The organism is Sorangiineae bacterium MSr12523, assembly GCA_037157775.1.
GTDB lineage: Bacteria > Myxococcota_A > Polyangia > Polyangiales > Polyangiaceae > Pendulispora > Pendulispora brunnea.
This window is the reverse complement of sequence record CP089982.1, coordinates 11,472,576-11,495,419: the sequence shown is the minus strand read 5'-3', so window position 1 is coordinate 11,495,419 and position 22,844 is coordinate 11,472,576. Positions and strand designations below refer to the sequence as shown.

Annotated in this window: 20 protein-coding genes; 12 read left to right on the top strand and 8 right to left on the bottom strand. The window is 64.7% G+C overall.

The features are described 5' to 3' along the window. The first annotated feature begins 4 nt into the window (after positions 1 to 4). Positions 5 to 541, top strand: a complete 537-nt coding sequence (gene rfbC, locus LZC95_45470) for a dTDP-4-dehydrorhamnose 3,5-epimerase (GenBank protein WXA93692.1) — start codon at positions 5 to 7, stop codon at positions 539 to 541. Next, positions 538 to 1,938 carry a hypothetical protein gene (locus LZC95_45465; protein ID WXA93691.1) on the top strand — a complete coding sequence of 467 codons (1,401 nt, stop codon included), beginning with the start codon at positions 538 to 540 and terminating at the stop codon, positions 1,936 to 1,938. Before rfbC ends, LZC95_45465 begins: the two co-directional genes overlap by 4 nt. On the opposite strand, the gene LZC95_45460 is transcribed toward LZC95_45465, so the two are convergent. Together LZC95_45460 and LZC95_45455 are read right to left on the bottom strand one after the other, a co-directional pair. Further along, a complete protein-coding gene (locus LZC95_45460) occupies positions 1,836 to 3,116 on the bottom strand; it encodes a class I SAM-dependent methyltransferase (protein ID WXA93690.1) in 1,281 nt (426 codons plus the stop codon). The genes LZC95_45465 and LZC95_45460 overlap by 103 nt on opposite strands. 21 nt (positions 3,117 to 3,137) lie before the next feature. After that, the gene (locus LZC95_45455) at positions 3,138 to 3,995 is read right to left on the bottom strand and encodes an NAD(P)-dependent oxidoreductase (protein ID WXA93689.1); all 858 of its coding nucleotides are present in this window, start codon (positions 3,993 to 3,995) and stop codon (positions 3,138 to 3,140) included. A 67-nt stretch (positions 3,996 to 4,062) separates the two neighbouring features. On the opposite strand from LZC95_45455, the gene LZC95_45450 reads away from it, so the two are divergent. From LZC95_45450 to LZC95_45440, 3 genes are all read left to right on the top strand, one after another. Then, a complete protein-coding gene (locus tag LZC95_45450) occupies positions 4,063 to 5,097 on the top strand; it encodes an SDR family oxidoreductase (GenBank protein WXA93688.1) in 1,035 nt (344 codons plus the stop codon). 5 nt (positions 5,098 to 5,102) lie between these two features. After that, complete coding sequence (locus tag LZC95_45445; GenBank protein ID WXA93687.1) at positions 5,103 to 5,846, top strand: glutathione S-transferase N-terminal domain-containing protein; 744 nt, start codon at positions 5,103 to 5,105, stop codon at positions 5,844 to 5,846. A 240-nt stretch (positions 5,847 to 6,086) separates the two neighbouring features. Then, positions 6,087 to 6,641 carry a hypothetical protein gene (locus LZC95_45440; GenBank protein WXA93686.1) on the top strand — a complete coding sequence of 185 codons (555 nt, stop codon included), beginning with the start codon at positions 6,087 to 6,089 and terminating at the stop codon, positions 6,639 to 6,641. Positions 6,642 to 6,652: 11 nt separating this feature from the next. On the opposite strand, the gene LZC95_45435 is transcribed toward LZC95_45440, so the two are convergent. The 3 genes from LZC95_45435 to LZC95_45425 all read right to left on the bottom strand — a co-directional run bounded on the left by LZC95_45435 (position 6,653) and on the right by LZC95_45425 (position 10,336). After that, positions 6,653 to 8,722, bottom strand: a complete 2,070-nt coding sequence (locus LZC95_45435; GenBank protein WXA93685.1) for a tetratricopeptide repeat protein — start codon at positions 8,720 to 8,722, stop codon at positions 6,653 to 6,655. Between the two features lie 6 nt (positions 8,723 to 8,728). Then, positions 8,729 to 9,523, bottom strand: a complete 795-nt coding sequence (locus LZC95_45430) for an SDR family oxidoreductase (protein ID WXA93684.1) — start codon at positions 9,521 to 9,523, stop codon at positions 8,729 to 8,731. A gap of 111 nt (positions 9,524 to 9,634) precedes the next feature. Beyond that, positions 9,635 to 10,336 carry a ribonuclease HI gene (locus LZC95_45425; GenBank protein ID WXA93683.1) on the bottom strand — a complete coding sequence of 234 codons (702 nt, stop codon included), beginning with the start codon at positions 10,334 to 10,336 and terminating at the stop codon, positions 9,635 to 9,637. Positions 10,337 to 10,447: 111 nt separating this feature from the next. Between LZC95_45425 and gpmI the strand changes: the two genes are divergently transcribed. Genes gpmI through LZC95_45405 form a run of 4 tightly spaced genes read left to right on the top strand, consistent with a single transcriptional unit; the run spans position 10,448 to position 15,532 of the window. Beyond that, positions 10,448 to 12,034, top strand: coding sequence for a 2,3-bisphosphoglycerate-independent phosphoglycerate mutase (gene gpmI / locus LZC95_45420; protein ID WXA93682.1), 1,587 nt, complete (start codon positions 10,448 to 10,450; stop codon positions 12,032 to 12,034). Between the two features lie 14 nt (positions 12,035 to 12,048). Further along, entirely contained in the window at positions 12,049 to 13,434 is a 1,386-nt protein-coding gene (locus LZC95_45415; protein ID WXA93681.1) for a serine/threonine protein kinase, read from the top strand. Next, positions 13,431 to 14,447 (top strand): LysM peptidoglycan-binding domain-containing protein, encoded by a 1,017-nt coding sequence (locus LZC95_45410; GenBank protein ID WXA93680.1) that lies wholly within the window; start codon positions 13,431 to 13,433, stop codon positions 14,445 to 14,447. The genes LZC95_45415 and LZC95_45410 overlap by 4 nt, the downstream gene beginning before the upstream one ends. Positions 14,448 to 14,455: 8 nt before the next feature. Beyond that, a complete protein-coding gene (locus tag LZC95_45405) occupies positions 14,456 to 15,532 on the top strand; it encodes a serine/threonine protein kinase (GenBank protein WXA93679.1) in 1,077 nt (358 codons plus the stop codon). Here the strand turns inward: LZC95_45405 and gluQRS are convergent. Further along, a complete protein-coding gene (gene gluQRS / locus LZC95_45400) occupies positions 15,529 to 16,452 on the bottom strand; it encodes a tRNA glutamyl-Q(34) synthetase GluQRS (GenBank protein WXA93678.1) in 924 nt (307 codons plus the stop codon). The genes LZC95_45405 and gluQRS overlap by 4 nt on opposite strands. Before the next feature lie 31 nt (positions 16,453 to 16,483). Between gluQRS and LZC95_45395 the strand changes: the two genes are divergently transcribed. Both LZC95_45395 and LZC95_45390 read left to right on the top strand, forming a co-directional pair. Beyond that, positions 16,484 to 17,260, top strand: a complete 777-nt coding sequence (locus tag LZC95_45395; GenBank protein ID WXA93677.1) for a DUF975 family protein — start codon at positions 16,484 to 16,486, stop codon at positions 17,258 to 17,260. Between the two features lie 4 nt (positions 17,261 to 17,264). After that, the gene (locus tag LZC95_45390) at positions 17,265 to 17,675 is read left to right on the top strand and encodes a hypothetical protein (protein WXA93676.1); all 411 of its coding nucleotides are present in this window, start codon (positions 17,265 to 17,267) and stop codon (positions 17,673 to 17,675) included. 27 nt (positions 17,676 to 17,702) lie between these two features. Here the strand turns inward: LZC95_45390 and LZC95_45385 are convergent, their stop codons facing one another. Together LZC95_45385 and LZC95_45380 are read right to left on the bottom strand one after the other, a co-directional pair. Continuing rightward, complete coding sequence (locus LZC95_45385) at positions 17,703 to 18,404, bottom strand: alpha/beta fold hydrolase (GenBank protein WXA93675.1); 702 nt, start codon at positions 18,402 to 18,404, stop codon at positions 17,703 to 17,705. Positions 18,405 to 19,542: 1,138 nt separating this feature from the next. Beyond that, positions 19,543 to 19,995: a hypothetical protein gene (locus LZC95_45380; GenBank protein WXA93674.1), complete on the bottom strand. Its 453-nt coding sequence runs from the start codon at positions 19,993 to 19,995 to the stop codon at positions 19,543 to 19,545. A 1,186-nt stretch (positions 19,996 to 21,181) separates the two neighbouring features. On the opposite strand from LZC95_45380, the gene LZC95_45375 reads away from it, so the two are divergent. Further along, positions 21,182 to 22,240, top strand: a complete 1,059-nt coding sequence (locus LZC95_45375; GenBank protein WXA93673.1) for a S1C family serine protease — start codon at positions 21,182 to 21,184, stop codon at positions 22,238 to 22,240. Positions 22,241 to 22,844: the final 604 nt, after the last annotated feature.

Below are 22,844 nucleotides of genomic sequence, written 5' to 3'. Positions count from 1 at the left end.
GGCCATGCAGTTCGTCCCGCTTCCCCTTTCGGGCGCGTACCTCGTCGAGCTGACCCGCCACCGGGACGAGCGCGGCTTCTTCGCGAGGACCTGGTGCGCCCGCGAATTCGCCGCGCACGGCCTGAACCCGCGCCTTTCGCAGACGAGCGTCTCGTACAACGAGAAGCGCGGCACCCTGCGAGGGATGCACTACCAAGTCGCGCCTGCGGAAGAAGCCAAGTTGGTGACCTGCATCGCGGGCTCGATTTTCGACGTCATCGTCGACGTGCGCGAGGGCTCGCCGACGTATCGGCAGTGGACATCCGTCACATTGCAATCGTCGCCCGACGTCCTGCGCGGATTGTACGTGCCGGAAGGATTTGCCCACGGCTTTCAGACGCTGGAAGATGAAACCGTGATTCTTTATCAAATTAGCGAATTCTTCGCCCCGGAAACCGCGCGCGGGATTCGCCATGACGATCCGGCGCTCGGTATTCCATGGCCGGTGCATCCCGCGATTGTCGCGCCCAAGGATTTCGCCTACCCGCTGCTGGCGCCATGAAAACCGCCCTTCCCACAGCACCGCGCGAGACGGTTTTCCTTTTTGGATTTACCTACGTCATCGGCATCGTGAACTTGATGACCGCCGGCATTTACGACGGGCCGCTGGCCGAGCCGGCGCTGCTCATGGTGATGCTCAGCCTGGGGCTCGTGGCGGTCATGTTCGGAAAGCTGTTCGGCGCGAGCCGGCCCTTTGGCGACGACGGCCTGCGCGTGCCGCTCCTGGTGCTGACGGCGGCCTTCATCGTCTTTTGCGCAGCCACGGCGGGTGACCGGCGTCTTTTGATCCACGGGCGGGGCCCGACCACGCTGATCGCCATCCTGCAAATGGGGCAGATTGCGCTGCTTTTGAGCTACGTGCCGGGCATTTGGACGGGCAAGCGTGATTCTGCGATGTGGAGCACCGCGCGGTTCGGGATTTTTCTCGCGATGTTTCTCGCGGGCGGCATCAGCGTGCTGCACCTATCGCCGAACCCCGAGGTCGACATGTTCTGGTGCCACACGGAGGGCGCCCGCGCGCTTTTGCACGGGAAGAATCCGTACATCCTCGAGAACGTCCACATCGAGGATCAGAGCCGCCCGGGCAATCCGCTCATTGCGTTTCTCTATCCGCCCACGCCGGGCATTCTCAGCGCCATCGCGCTGCTGCTCGGCGGGGACGTGCGCTGGGGCATGCTCATCGCATTCTGCATCACCGCGGTGGCGATGCGGGGCATCGTGCGGCAGCGCACGCCGGATGCTCCCTCGCTCTTGGAGGACGCGCCCGCGTACCTCATCTGCCTCGCGCCGAAGACGTATTTCTTTCTCGAGAGCGCGTGGAACGATATCTACCCGCTGATGTTCGTCGCGCTGGGCGTGCTCGCGCACGTGCGCGGCCGGCGCTACCTCGCCGCCATTTGCGTGGGGCTGACCATCAGCAGCAAGCAATCCATGATTTGGTTTCTCCCGCTGGCGTTCCTTCTCCAGTTCGACCTTCGCCAGTGGGTCGCCTTGCTTGCGGCTGCGGGGGCGCCACTCGTGCCCTTCGCGCTATTGGACTTTCATGCGCTCAAATATTGGCTGAGCGATCACTTCCTCGTTTACCCGCCCCGCCCCCTGGCGCTGAGCCCCATGTCGTGGCTCTCGCGGCACTTCGGGATCAGCCAAACGAAGACGCCGCCGGGCCTGGTGATCGCCGCCGCCAGCTCGGTGTTCGCGGCCTGGAAGGCGCCGCGCACGCCCTATGCTTTTGCGCTGGCGGCGACCTTGGCCGTGTTCTGCTTTTACTTGTTCAACCGATTCATGTGCATGAACTACTACTTCTTCGTCTCCGGGCTCGCCGCCGTAGCCGGGGCGGTGGCCACCACGCGCGGATCGGGCACGGGAAGCACGAATTTACCGGCGAGCTCCGTTTCGTAACGGGCCAGCTGCTCGCGGATCTCGTCGAAGAAGTTCCACGCCAGCACGAAGAGGTAATCCGGTTTCGCCTCGAAGATGTGATCCGGCGACACCACCGGAAGGTGCACGCCGGGCATCCACTTGCCCTGCTTGTACGGGCTGCGGTCGGCCACGAACGTGAGCAAGTCTTTGTCGACGTTGCAGTAGTTGGCCAGCACGACGCCTTTGGCCGCTGCGCCGTAGCCGGCAATGGTTTTTCCACCCTTCTTGAGCGAAAGGAGAAACTCCGGAATGCGCGTCTGCAGCGCGCGCGTGCGCTCGGCGAAGCGCTGGAGCGGTGCGATGGTCAAGTAGCCTTCGGCGCGCTCCTTCTCCAGATAGCGCGTCACGTTGGCCGTGGGCTCGGTGCCGGCCTTCTTGCCGCGCGCGATGAGGGAGCCGCCGTGCAAGCCGATTTCCTCGACGTCCCACAAGGCCAGGCCCGCCTCGCGGAAAAGCCGGTCGAGCGCGGTGACGGAGTAATAGCTGAAATGCTCGTGGTAGATGGTGTCGAACTCCACCTTGTCGACCATCTCGACGAGGTAAGGAACCTCGACGTGGAAGATGCCGTCGTCGGCGAGCCAGTGGGCGACGCCGCGGATGAAGTCCACCACCTCGGGCACGTGCGCCACGACGTTGCGCGCGATGATGAGGCGCGCGGGGCCCTGGGCGTCGCGCACCTTGCGCGCGGTCGTCGAGTTGAAGAACTCGGGCAGGGTCGGGATGCCCTCGTCGTTGGCCACTTGGGCGATGTTCTTTGCCGGCTCCACGCCATAGACGCGGCACGTCTCGCGGAAGGCCTTGAGGATGCAGCCATCGTTGCTGGCCAGCTCGCCCACCAAGTCGCCCGCACCGAGGCCGAGCTCCTTCGCATAGCGTGCGGCGAGCGTCTGGCCGTGCCGCACCACCGTCGAGGACATCGAGGAGAAGTAGATGTAGTCCTCGAAGATGTCCTTCGGATCGAGCAGGTGCGTCGTTTGAACGTGCGTGCACCGCGGACAGAACACGATGGCGAGAGGAAATTTCTTCTCGACCGTGGCGTCCGACTCGTGACGCAAAAAGCTATTCACGGGGGGCATGTCGCCGAGCGAAAGAACGTCGTGAAGCTCGGTCGATCCGCAGATGCGGCAAGAATCAAACTTGTTCAGCGTACTGGCCATAGGTACTCCTGGAGACGCTGTCTAACACAAAAGGCGCTGCCGCTCGGCCCGCAGAATGCCCTTCACGGGCGGCTGCGCCAGCGTGTGCCGGGCGCTCGCGAGCACGACGCGCTCGGGGCGGGGGGCGACTTGTCCCGAGGCGGCGGCGTCGACCTCCTCGATGCGAAGCTCGAGCCCGAGCGACCGCGCAATCGTCTCCGCCCATTGCGCTTTGGTGTGCGGCTCACCGCCCGTGAGATGCACCACGCCCTCCGTGCCCTGCCCGAGCAAGGTGAGCGTCGCATCGGAGAGCCATCCGCTGAAGGTCGGGCAACCGGCTTGCCGCGGCGGCACCTTCAACACCTCGCCGCGGCGTGCGACGTCGATGACGCGGTAGACGAAGTTTTTACGTCGCAGTTCCTGCCCGAAGACCCAGCCCGTGCGCACGACCAGCGCGCGCCCGTGCCCGAGAATGAGCTGCTCCGCCTCCAGCTTGTGACGTGAATACACGTTCAGCGGATTGGGGCGATCGTCCTCCGTGTACGGGCCGTCCTTTTCGCCGTCGAAGACATGGTCGGTGGAATAGAAGACCAGGCGGGTCGAGCCCGCCGAGGCCTCGACGACGTTGCGGTACGTCTCGATGTTCTCTCGCTGGCTGCGCTGCGGATCGCTTTCGCAGCCGTCGACGTGCGGCCATGCGGAGGCCAGAATGACGACATCCGGTTCCGTCTCCTCGAGGACGCGCCGCACGGCTGCGCGGTCGCCCAAATCGAGGGCCACCGTGGCCTCGGACGCCACCGTGCGTGCCGCGCCAACGACCTCGAGGTCGCGCCCCCTCGCTCGGCGGACGAGTTCGGCTCCCACGAGCCCGGAAGCGCCTACCACCAAAAGCCGTTGCATGCCCCGTTTTCTAGTCGACGTGGTACGAAGGGCGAGCAAAACCAGCAAGGAAAGACGAAGAAAGCCAATGCGCGTACTGCTCACGGGTCACCAGGGATATCTCGGCACCGTCATGGCCCCGCTGCTGCGGGCCGCAGGGCACGATGTCCGAGGCCTCGATTCGGGGCTGTTCGCCGATTGCGTGATTGGACCCGCGCCGGCGGATCCCGATGGCTTTTCCGTGGACCTTCGCGATGTGGGAATGGCCCTCACGGCGAAAGACCTGGCCGGCTTCGATGCCGTCGCGCACTTGGCCGCGCTGTCGAACGATCCCCTGGGCGCCCTCGCGCCCGAGCTCACCTACGACATCAATCACAAGGCCTCCGTGCAATTGGCCCGGATTGCCAAAGAAGCGGGCGTGTCGCGCTTTCTCTATGCGTCCACCTGTTCGGTCTACGGTGCAGCCGGTGAGGCGCTGGTGACGGAGGATGCGCCGCTGCGGCCCGTCACGCCGTACGCGGAGAGCAAGGTGCGCGTGGAAGACGATTTGGTCGCCATGGCCGATGCCTCGTTCACCCCGGTTTTCCTGCGCAATGCGACGGCCTTCGGCTTTTCGCCGCGCTTGCGGGCCGACATCGTGGTGAACAACCTGGTGGGGCGCGCCGTGCTCTCCGGCGAGGTGCGCGTGCTCTCGGACGGGACGCCGTGGCGGCCCCTCGTGCATGCGCAGGACATCGCGGCGGCGTTTTTGGCCTCGCTCGATGCGCCGCGGGAGGCGGTGCATTGCAAAGCCTTCAACGTGGGCACGGAGGAGAACAACCTCACCGTCGCGCAGATTGCCGAAGCGGTGATTGCCGCAGTTCCGGGTGCGCGGCTGGCCATCACCGGCGAAGCGGGGGCGGATCCACGGTCGTACCGGGTGGATTTCTCTCGCATTCGTGCAGCGATGCCGTCCTTCCAGGCGAAATGGAACGTCAAGGCGGGTATCGACGAATTGGTTCAGGCGTATACCAAATACGGATTGACGCAGGAGGCGTTCGATCGCCGCTTCACGCGGCTCGCGCGCTTGAAGGATCGCCGCGCCGACGGGAGTTTGCGCGAGGACCTGCGCCCGGTACGATGAGCGCCGTGCGACGCCTTTTCGTCATCCATGAATCGCCGTGGTCCGAGCGGGCGCGTTGGGCGCTCGATCACCATGGTCTGGATTACAACACGGTGGGCCATCTTCCCCTGTTGGGCGAATGGCAGTTGAGGCGCCTTTTGGGCCGGCAAAAGGAGCGCATCACCGTGCCGGTGCTGGCGGCGGATGGCAGCGCGTACGGCGATTCGTGGGAGATCGCGCTCTATGCCGATCGAACGGGCGCCCGCGAAAAGCTCGTGCCCTCTTCGCTCGAGGGCGAGGTTCGCCACTGGAACCAAGTGGCCGATGGCGGCATGGGCGGCGTCCGTCCGCGCGTGCTCGCGCGGATGCTGGAGAACCCGAAGTCGCTCGACGCCCAGGCGCCACCCTTCGTCCCCACGTGGGCGCGCGCGCTGCTGCGGCCCACGGCCAGATTGGTGGTGCGCCATCTGCAGCGCAAATACCAAACGCGCTCCGACGGGATCGGAACCAACGGGATGCAGTTGCGCTCGGCCCTGGATACCCTGCGCGAGGGCCTCAAGGGCAACAAGCGCTATTTGCTCGGCCAATTCACCTACGCCGACATCGCCATGGCCACGCTCCTCCAAGGCGTTCTCCCCGTGTCGGATCTGTACCTGCGCCTCCCGCCCGCCATTCGCGACGTCTGGACCGAGGAAAGCGTCGCCCGCGACTATGCGGACCTCATCGCCTGGCGCGACGATCTGTACGAGCGGCACCGAAAGGCGAGCTAGAGCCGACCAGCGCGAGCCGCCTTTCGGCATCCCCGGATATGGGCGCACGCGCCACGGGGGCTGTGGATCGTCGGAACCTCCTGGATTGTGGAATGTCCGGAGAACGAAGGCGACATATAGCGAAGCGTGAGAGCATCAGGCCCCGCGAAATGCGCGAATCGCGCGTGCGCCCGTGCCGGCGAAGGTCAGATTCGCGAGGCGGCCGGTAGCTGGCGCGACGGTTGCAGCATCGCGGGAGCCATGCCGACTCACTTTCGCTCGATGCCCGCGCGTTCGCATTCGCCGGTGGCGCAAGACATCGATGCCGACCTCACGACGCGGATGCCGGAAAAGCGAAACCCGCATGAGCCGCTGCATCGAGTCGGCGGCTACGACGGCAATGAGTCGATGACCGCGTTGTACCCAGGTGCCCTTCCGCTGCCCAGCCCCGACGTCGCCGCGTCCCGCCGGCTCGAGGCGACCGTGAAACTGTCGCGTTCGACCTTTCGGAGAGCGCTGACGAGGCGGATCCATGTTCCTGCGATCGCCCGAACGGCGGCCCTCCTCGCACTGTGCATTCTGAGCGGCTTGGTCATCGTTCTCCTCCGCGGCGGTGCCGTCCGCGAATCGCGCATTCCATCCACACCGCCGCCCGCTCCCCAGGAGGACGTGCGCCCCGCCATGCCCGCGAATCCGGCACCCGCGGCCATCGCACCGGCGTCGCTCACCGCCGACGCTCCCGCACCGAAGCCTGCCAAGCCGTCCCGCCATTCGAGCCGACACAAGAAGCGCGCGCCATCCCCCGCGGTGGAATGATCCGGTAACGGCTATTCTTCTTTGGGCCCCTGATTGTATCCGCGCGGCCGGTATTGCGGGTCGACCCCCTCGTGGCTCTCGCCGTTGTCGATGGTGTCGCGTGCCAAGTAGGAGACCCAGGTGCCCGGGTGCTTCGTGGCCAAGTCTTCCAGCTCGTTGCGGATGAGCGAAGATTCGTTCTGGAGCTTCTTTTCGTCCCAAAGGCATTGAATCGCCAAGGCGATCAAATTCTGATCGTTCGGGGAAAGCTCGAATCCGCGTTTGTAATACGGCCACGCCTCGTCGGCGCGGTGCATGCGGCAGAGGGTGTCGCCCAAATAGACATTGGCCATGGGCCACGTCGGGGCCAGATCCAGCGCCACCGCATTGGCCGCGCGGCGCTCTTCCAGCCGGCCGCGTGCGCCCTGCATGACGGAATAATTGAGATGCGCCTTGGCGCTGCGCGGCACGGCGTGCCGGGTCGCATTCCAGAACACGAGATCGTCGGTGTAGTCGTTCGCGTGCATGCGCGCGGCGTAGGCCTGGAAGACGAGGAAGACCAGGAGCACCGCGGTCGTCGCCCAGGCCAGGCGCGTCCGGCGCAGCTTGCGCCCCACGGTGATGAACACCGCCGCGATGGCGATGCTCGTTCCGAGCGCCGGGAAATACCAGAATCGCTCCGCGCGCACCGTGGGCAGCAAGATTGGAATGTTGGACACCGGGAAATACGAAACCACGACCCAAACCATCGCCACGCCAAGCAGCGCGAGCAGCCCCGACTTCTGCCCCATGACCAGCGCGATGTGCGGCGAATCGAGGTACCCCGTTTCCGTGCGCCACTTGTGCGCACGACGCCACGCGACGATGCCCATGACCGGCGCCGCCAGCAGGGGCGCCACCATGCCGACCGCCCCGGCGACGCTGGCTGGAAACACCAAGGTGCTCGGAATTGGCTCTTGCGGCGCGGAGTAATCACCCGACAGCGTCCGCGGAAATACGATTTGCGAAAGCCCATCGGCGTAAATGCGCAATCCCGCGGCGACCCGGTAGGGAGGCGTCGCCTCGATGAGCGGATTATTCAGCGGATCGCGCGGTAAAATCGGCTGCGCATACCAGCGCAAGAGCGCCGCGAAGGTCCGCTGCAAGAACGGCTTGTTCGCATTGGCCGCGGCACTGATCTCCGGCCCGAGCGGCGCCGGGAACAGACGCCGTCGCGATTCGACGTACAGCACGAACGCGGCCACCGTGGCCAATCCCGCAAGCACCGTGCGCAGGCCCGCGCGTGGCGACACCGGGTGCACGTACCGCGACAGGAACAGGGCGGCCAACGGCACCAGCGGCACTGCACAGAGCGCACTCTCCTTGGAAAAGAGCCCGAACAGTGTGGCCAAGAACACGGCGGGCACCATCCAGTACATGGGCAGTGCGAGCGCGGCCACCGCCAGGAGCACGCCGAGCGCACCGAGCACGTCGGCGATGCCCACCACGCCGCTCACCGCCTCCGTGAGCACGGCGCACGCGACGAACACGAGGCCGGACAGCCACCCGAGCGCGCGATCTTTGGTGACCTTGCTGACGATGACCGTGAGCAGCGCCGCATTGAGCGCGTGGAGCACCACGTTCACCCAATGATGCAAAAACGGTGTCTGGTCCCGAGCACCGAGCCCCCAGAGGGCCCGCCATATCAAATCGGGAATGGGCCGGTACGAACCAATGCTGCGATCGTGCGGAAGACCCCAAAAATCGCGGCGAAAGGCGTCGAGCCAGTGCAACTTCGAATTGGCCTCCGCGATGCTGCGCACGTACGGATTGGCCAATATGGCTTCCTGCTCGTCGAAGATGAAATTCGTTTTGAGCGGGTGCCGCGTGAAGAGCAGAATCGACAAAAAGCAAAATGGAACCAGGGCGGCTCCCACCGTGGGCTCTTCGCCGAGGAAATAATCGCGTAGAAATGTGCGGGCGGAACGTACGAACGAGCGCTGCGGCACACTGTCCGGCTCATCAGTGTCGGCGTCGATGAGCGGGAGCGTCGGATTCGGCGGAAGCGAGATGTCCGTGCGATCGTCGAGATCAGTCCGCGGCTCCGTTCGCAGTTCCTCCATTGCGTCTCACGTGGGGTCGGGGATGGTCCAGTTGTCGCCCCAGAGGTTCGCCCCGCCGTCGATGTACCACGTTTCGCCGGTGACGAACGATGCGGCGTCCGACGCGAGGTAAACAGCGAGGTTGGCAACTTCTTCCGGGCTGCCGTGGCGCTTCATGGGGGTTCGTAAACGGCTCAACTCGAGAAGTTCGGGCGGGTATTGATCCGTCCCGCTCGATTTGATGACGCCCGGCGCGATCGCGTTCACCTGGATGTTGTGTTGCGCCCACTCGACCGCGAGCGTTTTCGTCATGTTCTCGACACCCGCGCGCGCCGCGCCCGTGTGGACCATGCCCGGAAAGCCTCGGCGCACGTTGGCGATGATGTTCAAGATCCGCCCGCGGCGTGCAGGGATCATGTGCTTCGTCGCCACCGCTTGAGTCATGAAGAACGTACCGTTGAGGTTATTGCGAACCACGGCCTCCCACCCGCGCGGGGTGACTTGTTCGGCTGTGGTGGGAAACTGCCCGCCGGCGTTGTTCACCAGAATGGTCGCGGGCCCCAACGCGGCCGCGATGCCATCGACCGCGCTGGCAATCTGCTCGACCTCGCGGATGTCGCACACGGCGGCGTGCACGGCGATGCCGCGCTGCTCGAGCTCCTTCTTCGCGCCCTCGAGGCGTTCGGCCTTTCGTCCGAGGATGGCGACCTTGGCACCCAGCTCCCCGAGTCCGGTCGCAATGGCGAGACCGATGCCGCTGCCACCGCCCGTCACGACGGCCACGTGGCCATCGAAGAGGCCGGATCGAAAAATCGTTCCCATCTGCCCAGAGTACACCCAAAGCCATCCACCATGCCCGCTCCCGCTCCCCCTCCCGCTCCCGCCTTTTGGGGTGCTCGGGAGCGGGATCGGGATCGGGAGGGGGAAGAAATGTCAGAGTGGGGCCAGGCGGCGGGTGCTGCCGGTGCGGATCGCTTCGCGCGCGAGTTGGTCGGCGCGCTCGTTGAGCGGGACGCCGGCGTGGCCAGGGACATAGACGAAGCGCACGTTTTTGTGCTCTCCGAGCGTGCGCTTGATGTCCGCAATGAGCTGCTGGTTCGCCTTGGGGCGCCAGCCCTTCGTCAGCACGCCGATGGCGTACTGGCTGTCGGTGTGAATGATGACTTCGCTCGCGGTCTTGGGGACCGCTTCGAGCGCGCGCAGGATGGCGGTGAGCTCGGCCACGTTGTTCGTGCCCTCGCCGAGCGATTCGAAGCTCTCCGACATTTTTCCATCCGGATTGATGAGCACGATGCCCGCACCCGCCGGTCCGGGATTGCCCGAGCACGCGCCGTCCGTGTACGCGATCCAGGCGCGCCCGTCGCCGGTGGCCGCAGGAACCACCGGTGCGGCCGCCTTGATCGACGGCGCACTCGGCGTGCGAAGGGGAACGTAGGCTCCGGAGACGCACGCGTCGTCGGGCAGCAATTCTGCGCCCGGAATGCGTGTCAGGTTGCCCAAGGAGGCGCGGTAGGCGCGCGCATCGCTCGGCCGGTAGCGAATCTCCACGCGACCTTCTCGCACATCGAACGCACCATCGTCCTTGGTGCGCGCCATGACTTTCTGTCCGCGAAACGAGGCCTCGACCCAGGGCATGGTCAGCGATCCGCGACTGGAAGGAAGATGGTCGTTTGCGCCTTTTCGGCTCGCGTGGTTGACTCTCGCGCCAGCAGGAAACTCCCCCTCATCCCTTTTTTTACCATCGCCATGACCAACCCATCGAAAAGCGTATCACCGTCCAACGAGATTTCGTCCGTTTCCGCGAAGCGCCCGCGTCCGCTCGTGCTCGTCATTCTCGACGGCTTCGGCGAGCGCGCCGAGCGTGAGGACAACGCCGTGCGGCTGGCCAAGACGCCTGTGCTCGACGCCTTGTACCGCGATTACCCCCATGGCCTCATCGGCACGAGCGGACCCGACGTTGGGCTTCCTCCCGGACAGATGGGCAACAGCGAAGTGGGCCACCTCAACTTCGGCGCCGGCCGCATCGCGATGATGGACATCTCCCGCATCGACAAGGCCGTTTACGAGAAGACGCTGGCGTCCAATCCGGTGATTTCCCACATTCTCGAGCGCGCACGGGCGCAAAAGGGTCGCCTGCATCTTTTCGGACTCGTATCCGATGGTGGAGTACACAGTTCGCTCGAACATCTCAAGGCGCTCATCGACATGGCGGCAGCGACTGGCGTGAGCGTGGTGGTTCATGCCTTCCTCGATGGGCGTGATGTCCAACCGGGAACGGCGCCGGGCTACCTGTCGCAGGTCGACGCCAAGTTGAAGGAGACGAACGCCGGCGTCATCGGCACGGTGGCCGGCCGCTACTGGGCGATGGATCGCGACAATCGCTGGGAGCGTGTGGAGCGCGCCTACCGCGCCATCGTTTCCGCTTCGGCTCCGCGTTTTGCGACGGCGCTGGAAGGTGTTTCCGCGTCCTACGAGGCCAAGAAGACCGACGAATTCGTCGAGCCGATCGTGGTGGGCGACTACGCCGGTGTGCGTCCCGGCGACGTGGGCCTGCATTTCAATTTCCGACCCGACCGCGCCCGCGAGCTCACCCGCGCGCTGGCGATGAAGGACTTCGACGCGTTCGATCGCGGTGGCGAGGTGCCCTTCACCGAGTACGCGTGCATGACCACGTACGACTCGAAGCTCGGCCTGCCCATCGCCTTCCCCAAGGAGACGTACCCCGAGATTTTCCCGGAGGTGATCGCGCGGGCGGGGCTCACGCAGTTCCGTTGTGCGGAGACGGAGAAGTACGCGCATGTCACGTACTTCTTCAACGGCGGCCGCGAGGAGGTGTTCCCGGGTGAGGAGCGCAAGATGATCCCCTCGCCGAAGGACGTGCCGACCTACGACCACAAGCCGGAGATGAGCGCGAGCGCGGTCGCGGAGGCCGTCGAGCAAGCCATCGTGAGTGAGAAGTTCGACTTCATCCTGGTCAACTTCGCCAACCCGGACATGGTCGGCCACACCGGTTTCCTCGGTGCGGCGATTACGGCCGTCGAAACGGTGGACGCAGGCATCGGTCGCATCGTCGATGCGGCGCGGGCGCGCGGTGGTGCGGTGATCATCACGGCGGATCACGGCAACTGCGAGCTCATGAAAGATCCTGCCTCGGGCGAGCCGCATACGGCGCACACGCTCAACCCGGTGCCGTTGCTCTACGTGAACGACGCCGATCGCACGGCGCGCATTCGCGAGGGCGGGCGCATTTGCGACGTGGCCCCAACGATGCTCGGGTTGTTGGGCGTGGCGCAACCTGGACCGATGACCGGCATTCCGCTGCTTCAGCGTTGACGTGAGGAGCGTGCATGTCCAGCGGTGAGCGCGGACAAGATTTCCCGCTGTTCGGGAGCTACCGCGTGCTCGAAGAATTGGGCGTCGGGGCCGTGTCGACCGTCTACAAGGCGGCACAGCCCTCGCTCGACCGCACCGTGGCCATCAAGGCGCTCAAGCCGACGATCTCGCCGGCGTCGCCGTTCGCCGCGCACCTCGAGCGAGAGGCGCGGCTGCTCGGCGAGCTCGGTCATCCGAACATCGTGCTGTGCCACGACTTCGTGAAGACCTCGGAAAAGATGTACCTGGTGCTGGAGTACATCGAGGGCTTCAGCCTGGCCGAGCTCATTTCGCGCGCAGGAAAGGGGCGCGTGGCGCTGGAGACGGTGGCGCACATCGGCGCGGAGATCGCGCGCGGGCTCGCGCATGCGCACGAGCGCGGCATCGTGCACCGCGACATCAAGCCATCGAACGTGCTCCTGTCGAAGCGCGGCGACGTCAAAATCGTGGACTTCGGCATCGCGCAGCGCGAACACCTTCCCACGGCCGACGAGCCGCTCGCGCGCGGGCTTTCACCTTCGCGGCCGGACGAGAACGAGGCTTTCGGGACGCCCGCATACATGTCGCCGGAGCAGGTGCTGGGCGAGTTCGTCGACGCGCGCAGCGACGTATTTTCGCTGGGCGTGGTGCTCTACGAGATGCTCACCGGGACGCGTCCATTCGATCGCGGCGACGCGGACCGGCGTGCGGGGGCCGCACGATTGCGGCGCGATCCGGCGGTGCCGCTGCGCGTGCGTGCGCCCGACGTACCGCGCGCGCTCGAGTCGGTGGTCATGCGCTCGCTGGAGAAGCTGCCGGCGGATCGCTATGCGACGGCGCACGCGGTCTTGGAGTCGCTGGACGACTTCGTGCGCGCGCGGGTTCGTGGCCCGCGCAACAAGTTGGTCACCAGCGCGCTCGTGAAGGTCCGTTTGCTCAAGGAGCACGAGGCGGATGACATCACCTTGGCGCAGGTGCTCGAGGAGCGACGTCCGCCGTTGCGGCGCGCGTTCATCGGTTTTGCGGTAATCGGGTTGCTCATTGCCGTTGGGGGTGGCGCGCTGCAGTTCTCACGGCGCGGGGTGCACGACAACGAATCGGGCGATCGCCCGCTGGAGCTTTTTCCCGAGAATATGGGGCAACTTCGGGTGGTGGTCACACCGTGGGCGGAAGTATTCGTCGATGGTCAACACATCGACACGACGCCGTTTGCGCGGCCGATTCCCCTTTCGCCCGGTACGCATTATGTCACCTTGATGCATCCGAATGCACCGATGCAAAAACGAGCCGTGACCATTACATCGGGTGAAACTGCCCTGTTGGATGCCACCATGGATTTGAGTGGGCTGTCTGGGGGCGGCGCGAAGGACGCAGGGCCGTGAGGGGCTTCGGGGCGCTGGCCGTGATGGCGATGGCGATGGCAGCGCCGGCGACGGCGCATGCATTTTCCCACGTGGTCCGCCCGGGGGAGACGCTCGCGGCCATCGCCCAGCGCGTCTACGGAAACGCGAAGATGGAGACGGTCCTTGCAGGTGCAAACTTCCTCGACGTGCAGGGCGGAAGTGCGCCCGTCCCAGGGATGCGCCTGGAGATCCCCGCGCCCGGCTTCCACCGGGTGAGCGCGAACGAGACGTGGATCACGTTGGCCCTCGAGTGGCTCGGCGACGGCAAGCGCGCCGACGTGCTGGCGCGGATCAATCACGGCGTGGCCTGGATTCCGCCGGTCGATGGGCAGGAGATTCAGATCCCCTACGTGTTGACGGTCATCGCGGCGGACGGCGATCGCATGGACCAGCTTGCGCACCGCTACATGGGCGACGCCAATCGAGCGTGGGAGCTGGAGGCGTACAACGGGCGCAAGGCCTCGTCGACCGGGGCGGTGCCACTGAAGCGCGGCGAGGTGGTGCTGGTGCCGATTCTCGATTTGACGCTGACCGAGGAGGGAAAGCGTGAGTCGCACTCGGGGCTCGAGCAAGGCCGCAGTGCCGAGGGGCGTGCGCTCGATGCGCAGCGCCATGCCGATGCGGAAATTCCGCTGCTCTTGGCCGATCTGCGCGCGGGGCGCTACGTCGAGGTCGTGGCGCGGGGCAATCGCATTTTGGGAAGCGGCGAGCTAACGAAGGTGCAGCTCGGGTCGGTGCATCGCGCGCTGCTCGATGCGTACGTCGCGCTGGATGCACCCGCGGCGGCGGCAGGGGCGTGTGCGGCGTTCCGCATCAACGAGCCCACCATCAAGTGGGATCCCGCGTTCGTCTCGCCCAAGGTTCGCAATGCCTGCCCGCCGCCTTCGCCGCCTCCGCCGCCGTCCGCGGCTCCTTCGGGGGCGGCGTCGCATGCAGGGGCGGGGGCAGCGTCGGCGGCGCCTTCTGCGTCCGCCCGCGGGCGGGATCGCTAGGTCGCGCCGTGGACGGCGCCGTGCCGCTCGATGTGGGGCTCGTGCTGGACGGCAAGTACGAAGTGTGCGGCGTGCTCGGCGAAGGCGCGAGCGGCGTGGTGTACGACGCGCGCGTGGTGGCGGGGGACGGCGAGCGCGTGGCGCTCAAAGTGATTCACCGCCATTTGATGGGCAATTCGCAGATCCGCGGGCGCTTCGTGCGCGAGGTTGCCATCTTGCAGCGGCTCAGAGGCAAGCACCTTTGCCCGATTCTCGATTCGGGGGAGCTTCTCGATCCGCGCACGTCGGATGCCTTGCTCTACATGGCCATTCCCAAGGTCGAGGGACCGTCGCTGGAGAAGCTCGTAGCGAGTGCGGGGCCCTTGCCCATCGAGCGCAGCATCGACATCGTGCTCCAGATTTGTTCGGCCTTGGTCGATGCGCACGGGCAAGGGGTCATTCACCGCGATTTGAAGCCGGCCAACGTGCTTTTGCGCGATGGAGAGCACGCCTTCGTGGTGGACTTCGGGATGGCGAAGATCGTGACCGGTACCGGGGGCACGGGCACGACGGATTTGACGACGCACAACATGGTGTTCGGCACGCCCGAATACATGGCCCCGGAGCAGGCGCGCGGGGACGAGCTGGATGCGCGTTGCGACGTGTACGCGGTGGGGATCATCCTGTACGAGCTTTTGGCGGGCAAGGTGCCGTTCCAGGGCACGAGCCCGCTCAGTACGCTGACGGCGCATATGACCGCGGATCTTCCGCCGCTCGAGCGGGACGTCGGGCCGGCGCTTCGTGCGGTGATTCACGCGGCGTTGGTCAAGTCGGCCGACGAGCGCTACGCGAGCGCGTCGGATATGGCGCGCGCCCTCGAGCATGCCCTGCGCGCTCCGGACGACGTGGATGCCGTTTCGCCGCGTCTTCCGCGCAGCCACACGGTGCCGCTTCCGTCGATTCCGCCGCCGCTGGTGCGTGCGAGTGCGCCGCAGGTGCGGGAGGCGCCGCGGGGGATTGCCGCGCGATGGGTTCTCGTGTGGGTTGCGGCCATTGCCACCGGCATTGCGGTGGGCGTGTGGCTCTCGTTGCACACGGGGCGTTAGCGCTTTGGGGCGAGCCAGCGAGACGGGATGCGAAACGCGCGCGGGGCGAGCTGCGCCGCCGTCGAAGCGAGGAGATCCCGCAGGCTGCACGGCTGGCCGGAGGGCATGATGCCCAGCCCGTGGGCGAGCTCGCCGAGGATCTCCTCGGGCGCGATGCCCGCCTCCCGCAGCGCGCGGACGTGGGCACCCGGCGTGCGCTTGGCCAGCCGTTCGCCATGGGCATCCACGACCAGCGGCACATGGTGGTAGCGGGGCGCGGTTGCGCCGAGCATGCGCGCGAGAAAGATCTGCCTCGGCGTGGATGCGAGCAGATCGGCGCCGCGCACGACGTCGGTCATGCCCATGTCCAAGTCGTCGACCACGACGACGAGCTGGTAGGCGTAGACGCCATCGCCCCGCCGGAGCACGAAGTCGCCGACGTCGCGTGCAAGGTTCTGCACGAACCGCCCCGCGACGCCGTCGTCGAAGGAGATCTCCTCGTCGGGCACGCGCATGCGAAGCGCAGGCGCTCGCTTCATCGGCCGCCCGGGATCGCGATCGCGGCAGAGCCCCGGGTACACCGTTTCCTCGCCCGCGTGCGGTGCGCTCGCCACCCGCGCAATGTCCGCGCGTGAGCAATCGCACGGGTAGACGAGCCCGCGCGCGTTCAGCGCATCGATGGCGGCCGCATAGAGGTGCAGCCGCTCCGACTGGGCGATGGGGCCCTCGTCCCAAGCGAGCCCGAGCCCCACGAGATCCGCCACGATGCGTTCGGCCGATCCCGTCACCACGCGCGGGGTATCGATGTCTTCCATGCGCAACACGTAGCGCCCGGCGGGGCTACGCCGCGCGAGCCACCACGACGCGAGCGCAACGTACGCTCCGCCGAGGTGCAGATCGCCCGTTGGCGAGGGCGCAAAACGTGTGACGATGGGAGCCATGCGGGTTACCGAGTTCGGGAGGATGCCTTAGGTGAATTACAATCCTTACCAGGCTCCGCAAACCGTTTCCTTGCACGATGGCGGTGGCCCCATCGTTCCGCAGCGCCCGCAGCCGTGGGCGGTAGGCGAAACGATCCAGCTGGCGTGGGAAGGATTCAAGCGCGAATGGCTCGCCCTGGCCGGTGCACATTTTCTCGTGGCCATGATCTCGATGCTGCCCACCCTGGCCCCAGCCGCCGTTCTCGCGACCCGCATCGTCGCGCCGAAGTCCACGTCCTACTGGATCGTATGGGGCATCTCCAACGCCGCCTCCCTCGTCGTGAGCACCTTTTTCGAGGTGGGCCTCGTTCGCCTCTGGCTCTCCGTCGCCCGCGGGCAAACGGCGAATTTCGCCGTCTTGTTCGGTGGAGGCAACCGCTTCTTCGCCTTCCTCGGCATGCGCCTGTTGACGGCCATCGTCATGTTCGTGGGGCTCGTTGCGCTGATCGTTCCAGGCGTGATCATCTCGCTCGGCTTGGCCGTGTCGACGTTCTATCTCGTCGACGCCGAGCTGGGCCCCATCGCCGCCTTGCGCGAGAGCTGGAAAGCCACCACCGGCCACAAAGGGGATCTCTTTCTCCTTGGCCTCGTCTCGGCGACGCTTCTCTTCTTCGGCAGCATGCTCTGTTGCATCGGCTATTTCGTGGCCGCCCCCGTTTGTTCCGTTGCCTTGGCCATCGTATACGTTCGCCTTTCCGGTCGCGGCACCGCCACGAGCATCTACGCGCCCCACCACTATCCAGGATACGGCCAAGGCCCTTACGGGTGATTCCATGGTTGGATATTCCGGTACCCCTCTGTCGAAAAAGCTCGGCATCAAGGAAGGCCACAGCGTCGTCTTGCTGGGCGCCCCGCCGGATTTTCGGAAAACCTTGGGCGAGGTTCCGGCGGGCGTGGCATTTTCGGAGTCACTGCCATCGTCCCCGTCGGCCGATATCGTCGTTCTCTTCGTCCGCGCGCGCACCGAATTGGAGAAATGCTTTTCCAAATCGTCCAAACGCATTCAGCGCGCGGGCAGCCTATGGGTGGCCTGGCCCAAAAAAGCCTCGAAGATTGCCACGGACATGACGGAAAACGTCGCCCGCGAAGTCGGCCTCCCCTTGGGCCTCGTGGACAACAAAGTGTGCGCCATCGACGAGGTCTGGTCGGGCTTGCGCTTCGTATGGCGACTGGAAAATCGCTAGCGCGCGGCCATTTCGTTTCGTGCGGCGTCATTCAATCGGAAGATCGACGTAACTACCGGGGCAACTGCCGCCAATCGCCGCGAGCACCGCCTGGGCAAATGCGGGCGACTTCGGTTCATCGAAATGCTCGACGTCGGGAATCTCGTGAAAGCACGCGCCCCCATCGAGCCGCGTGATGTTCGGCGTATCCTTCGTACTGCGAAATGTGAAGTAGTCCACGTTCCCCGGCGTATCGTCGCCCGCATTGAGGTCCGCCAGAAAAGGATTCGCCGGACACATCTGCCCGCCTTGGTTTTCATCGAGGTAGCAAGCAAATGGGAACCCATATTGCGGGGTCCCAAATGCCACATATGTCCGCACCCGCCGCTCACCGCCGAGCCGTTTCACGTAGTAGCGCATGGCGAGCCCGCCCATACTGTGCCCGACCAAGTGCACCTTTGCGGCATGCGTCTCCGACAGGGCCTGGGCGACGAGCCGGGCAATGACTTTGCCATTCTCGATATTGTTCGACCCAGGCAAATTCGCCACGTACGTGACATATCCCGCCGCGGCGATCGCATCCCGCATCGTCGCCATATCCGCCGCCGAAGCTGCCCAACCATGCACCAAGACCACGGGCTCACGCCCATCTCGCGCCGCGGGCAACTCGTCAGGCGCGCTCGCCATCAGCGAACTCGTGCAGAGCAACACCGAAGCGATGACACCCATTCCAGAGAGTCCCCCGCGCATGTCGTTCTTGTTAGCAGATTAGGGGCCACGATGACATGCTCAGCACGCGTCGTTGGCGATGCTTGATCCACGAGGGCGTGCTCAAGGTTGCCCGACGTGGCGTCGACAAGGCATCCGCGCGACGCAACGGCCTGGTCGTTGTGGGCCCATTGCGAGAATTTCCCCGCGCGCTCGTCCAGTGGACACGGGTGAAATCCGTGTCGAACCACGCGCCGTCGTTGCGAGTCACAGGCCTTCTCGAACGTGATCACCGAACCGCGCCCGCGCTCGGAGACTGCGACGATGCAACGAATCTTCGCGTACGCTGTCGAGCCCACAACGCATTTGCCGCCGAACGCGATTTCGATCCCGACCTAATGCGAAGTTTGGATACCGAGGCATATCAAAGATATTCCTGTACGCTTGATCAGCTCGTGGACCTCCACATTTCCGCCAATGGAATTTCGAAGCCCACGAACGTCTCGGATTTCGAACGAACTCGCCCCAAGAGCGCCCGAACATTGGCCGCGACGCGCGAAGCCTCGTCTTCCTCATCGAGATCAATTACCTCGTCCACCCACGTATTTGCGTCTGTCATAACCACCCCTTTTGCACGTCCGATGCCACTCGGATTCATCGATATTAATCGATCGATATCGATCTACCGGGTGTCCCGGGACAGTTGCAGCCTGTCCCAGGACAGCCTGCACCGCACGATCCGGTACAAAACACAGTTCGACCCGCCGCGTGAGCGAGGTGCTTCAAATTTTCGAGAGGTCATTCTCAATTGACTTCATCGAAAGGAATGCCTGGACATGAGCTCATGTCAAAAGCGCGATTCTAGCAATCGCCGCCATCGAGCTGAAACGACGTACAGTTACCAAACGCCTGACTCGCAGGTGTGTTCCGTCCACATCGACTTCCGCCAGCCGGTCGACGGACTTGTCTCATGCCCGTCGTCAATGAATCTGATCGGATGACCAGTTCAAGAGGAGAACGCGCCGATGGCCCCAGGACCTCGGGAACGCCGCGAACACTCGGCGAGCGGAATCCGAAGCCCACGAACCCCATGTTTCGCAGAGTCTCGCGATGCTCGATTCTCACGCTCTTATCCGCGCAGCGCGGTCGAGACGTCGAGAATCAGTCGAGTCATCTTGAATCAGAAGCTGACGCGAGCTGGTTCGGGGTGCGGGCTCTTGTCGTCGACGTTGCCGCGTCCAAGTTGACCCAAGTGATTGGCTCCCCAGCACATCACGCTACGGTCCGCGAGGGTTGCGCACGTGAAGTCGATTCCAGCGCTCACGTAGAGCGCTCCGGTGGACAATCCTTGGACCATGACGGGAGTGCTCGATTCGGGAAGATCCATCTTGGTGCCATCCGAGTGACCGGCGCCGAGTGCGCCCCATTGGTTACGTCCCCAGCACCACACCGAGCCATCGTCGACGATGGCGCACGCGTGGCTCACGCTCGTCGTAATTTGGGTGGCTGTTTTGCCAGCGGGCAAAGCCACTGGTGCAGGCGAGCTATCTCGTTCACCGGTGAAGGAGCCACGCCCCAATTTGCCGTTCTCGTTCGAACCGAAGCAGCGCACTTCTCCCGAAGCGGCTCGCACGCAGGTTAGTTCGGCGGCAATTTCGACTTCCGCAATTCCCTCGAGTCTCGGGACGAGCGTCGGCGTCGAATTTGGACTCGTGGCATTGGTTCCCAACTGCCCATTTGCATTGCCGCCCCAGCACGCAACCGTGCCATCGTCGAGAAGCGCGCAAATGTGTGATTGGGACGTTGCAACCTGTTTGGCGGTCCGGCCCCCGGGAAGTGTGAGTTCGAGCGGGCGAACTTTGCCGTCTTGATTCGCGTTCGTCCAAGCGGAACTCTTGGGGTTGAATCCCCAGCACAGAAGGCGTCCGCCGCTCAGCGCACATGAAAACCATCCATTGGTGGCAATTCGATCGACAGGGGGAATGTTGACGACTGCCGCAGCCTCGGGATGGGGGCGATTGGCAATGTTGGGATCCTCGCTCGCGTTGCCACGACCGAGTGCCCCATTCCGGTCGTCGCCCCAACATTGGACCTGCTTATCGGCAAAAAGTGCACAGGACGAACCGAATTGACCCGTGATGTCAGGAAAGCCTCCCAAGGCGATCGTGCTCGCAGGTCCAACGCTCACGCGCTGCGGTACGCCAATGGGGCGACCATCGAACGTGTAGCCTCCGTCGGGAAGGTCTACGACTTTCGGATAGCCGAGTTCTCCGTGAGAATTGTTCCCCCAGCACCGAACACTCTGATCGTCGAGAATTGCGCACGCGTGGTGTCCTGAGGTGTGAACGACCGGCCGCAGTGTTGTCGGATCTACGGGATCTCGATTGCCCGGCGGTTTGATAATGGGAACTCGGTCCGTGCCGGCGTCCGCGGGCGAGTCGTTCGAATCGCTGCCTCCGCAAGCCGTCATCAGCGCGACGACCGCAGAAACTCCGACGAGGGCCAACGTGGCGATACTCGCGGCTCGCGCGAACATCGGAGACAATCGTGTCTTATGCATGGGAGGGCTCATCGGAGATGCTCCTTGGGATCAGGGCCGCGCTCTTCTGCCGAAGGGGCGGTCGTTGCCCGGGGGTTTTCTTGGGTGGGCGTCTAGCTCGGAGCCGTCGCTCCGTGTCACAGGTAGCCCCATCGACCCGTCGCTCGCATTGGTTGCGTGGCGGGCTTAGGAAGGGCGCGTCAAAGCCTGGCGGAACGCACGCTCGAGCCGGCGCGGTCTTTTCCACGGACGATGTGCGCGTAGCCGGGTACGCGCTATCATGATCGGCGCGATGAAACGCGCTTCTTGCACATCCGGCAAACGGCCGGCTCTTATGGGTTTTCTTGCAGTTTTCACCGTTGGGGGGACGGCGTCGGCTGCTCTCCCTGCACTGCCCGGGACGGAGCCAACTCCACCACCTGCGACCAACACCCCCGCGCCACCATCTACCGATTCCACGGCGAAGCCGGCGAAGTCGGGCGACTCAACCGATGCCAAGAAGGGTATCGTTTCGGTGCAGGAAGGCGGGCGGACCTTGGGGGTTGGCACGGTGCTCGGCGGCGATGGGCGAATTCTTACCGCCTTGAGTGGGCTGCGCGGCTCCGAGCTGGTGGACGTGAAGTATGCCGATGGGCATGTGGTGCGGGCTCGGCTCGGCCATAAGGATGCCGTGTGGGACTTGGCGCTGCTTATTCCCATGTCGGGACGATGGACCGACGGGCTCACGGCGAGCGAGACCGATCCGTCAAGCAGCGAGTTGAAAGTGTTTCTCGCGGGCGGTCGGGCGGCTCCGGCGTCGGGGCGTGTGAAGGCCAAGGTCGATGCCCGGGCCAAGGATGGGACGCAACTCGATGGTGCCCTTGATCTGGAGTTGCGCGGGAGCCCCATCGTGGGCGCGCCTGTGGTCGATGCATCGGGTGGCGTAGTGGGAATTCTCGTCCGTGCATGCAAACCGGTCGACGGGAGCGTATGTCTCCAATCGATTTATGCGGCGCCTGTGGCAGCGATTCGTAATTTTCTCGTGAGGACGCCGCTCAATGCCGTGGCGCCGTCGCCATGGTTAGGCATCGTGGGTGCCCCCGATTCTGTGGGAAATACGCGTGGGGTACGCGTGATGCAGATCGCTCCGGCGAGTCCGGCGGCCAAGGCCGGGCTAAAAACGAATAACGATCAGACGCTTGCTCACCTAATTGTTGCAGTAGATGGTAATCCGGTTGACACGCCCGAAAAACTCGCCGATCGGATCAGTAAGCACTCGGTGGGCGAAACCGTGAAGCTCCTTGTGCTTGAGTCGGAAAAGTTCAAAGAAGTCTCGGTCGTCCTTCGTGCGCCCCCGTAGTTCCAAGGTCGCGCTAAGGCTTGCTTCATATCCAACAGGGGAGGGAAGGGGACACCATTATGAATACGATGCGCCTTGCGGCAGCTTTGGGGATTTGTGTGCTTGTGGCCAGCGCCGGATTTATCGCGTGCGGCGGTGACGATTCTTCGTCGGGCGGAGGACCGGATGGTTCGACGCCGGATGGGGGTGGCGGTAACCAAGATACGGGCACGGGGGGCGGCGACGCTGGTCGCGATTCGGCACCTCTGGAGGCCGCAGCGCCGAACGTTGGGAAGGTCCGTTGTAGTGGACAGGAGTGCACGCTCGCCACCGACTATTGCTGCGTGAATGATGCCGGGGCGAAATGCCAAGCAAACGGCAATGCATGCACGGGACCCGTCACGGGCGAGGTGCACTGCGACGAGAAGGCGGACTGCCCGAACGCGAATCAAGTTTGTTGTTCTCAGACGAACATTCAATCGAGCAGCAAGGGCACGGCCAAAGTGGAATGTGCCGCTGCGTGTCCGCGGACGGGAGAGCCGGGGCTTCCTCCCACGCAGTTCCAGCGGCAGATCTGTAAGACCGACGCGGAATGCCAGGATGGTTTGAAGTGCAAGACCCAGAA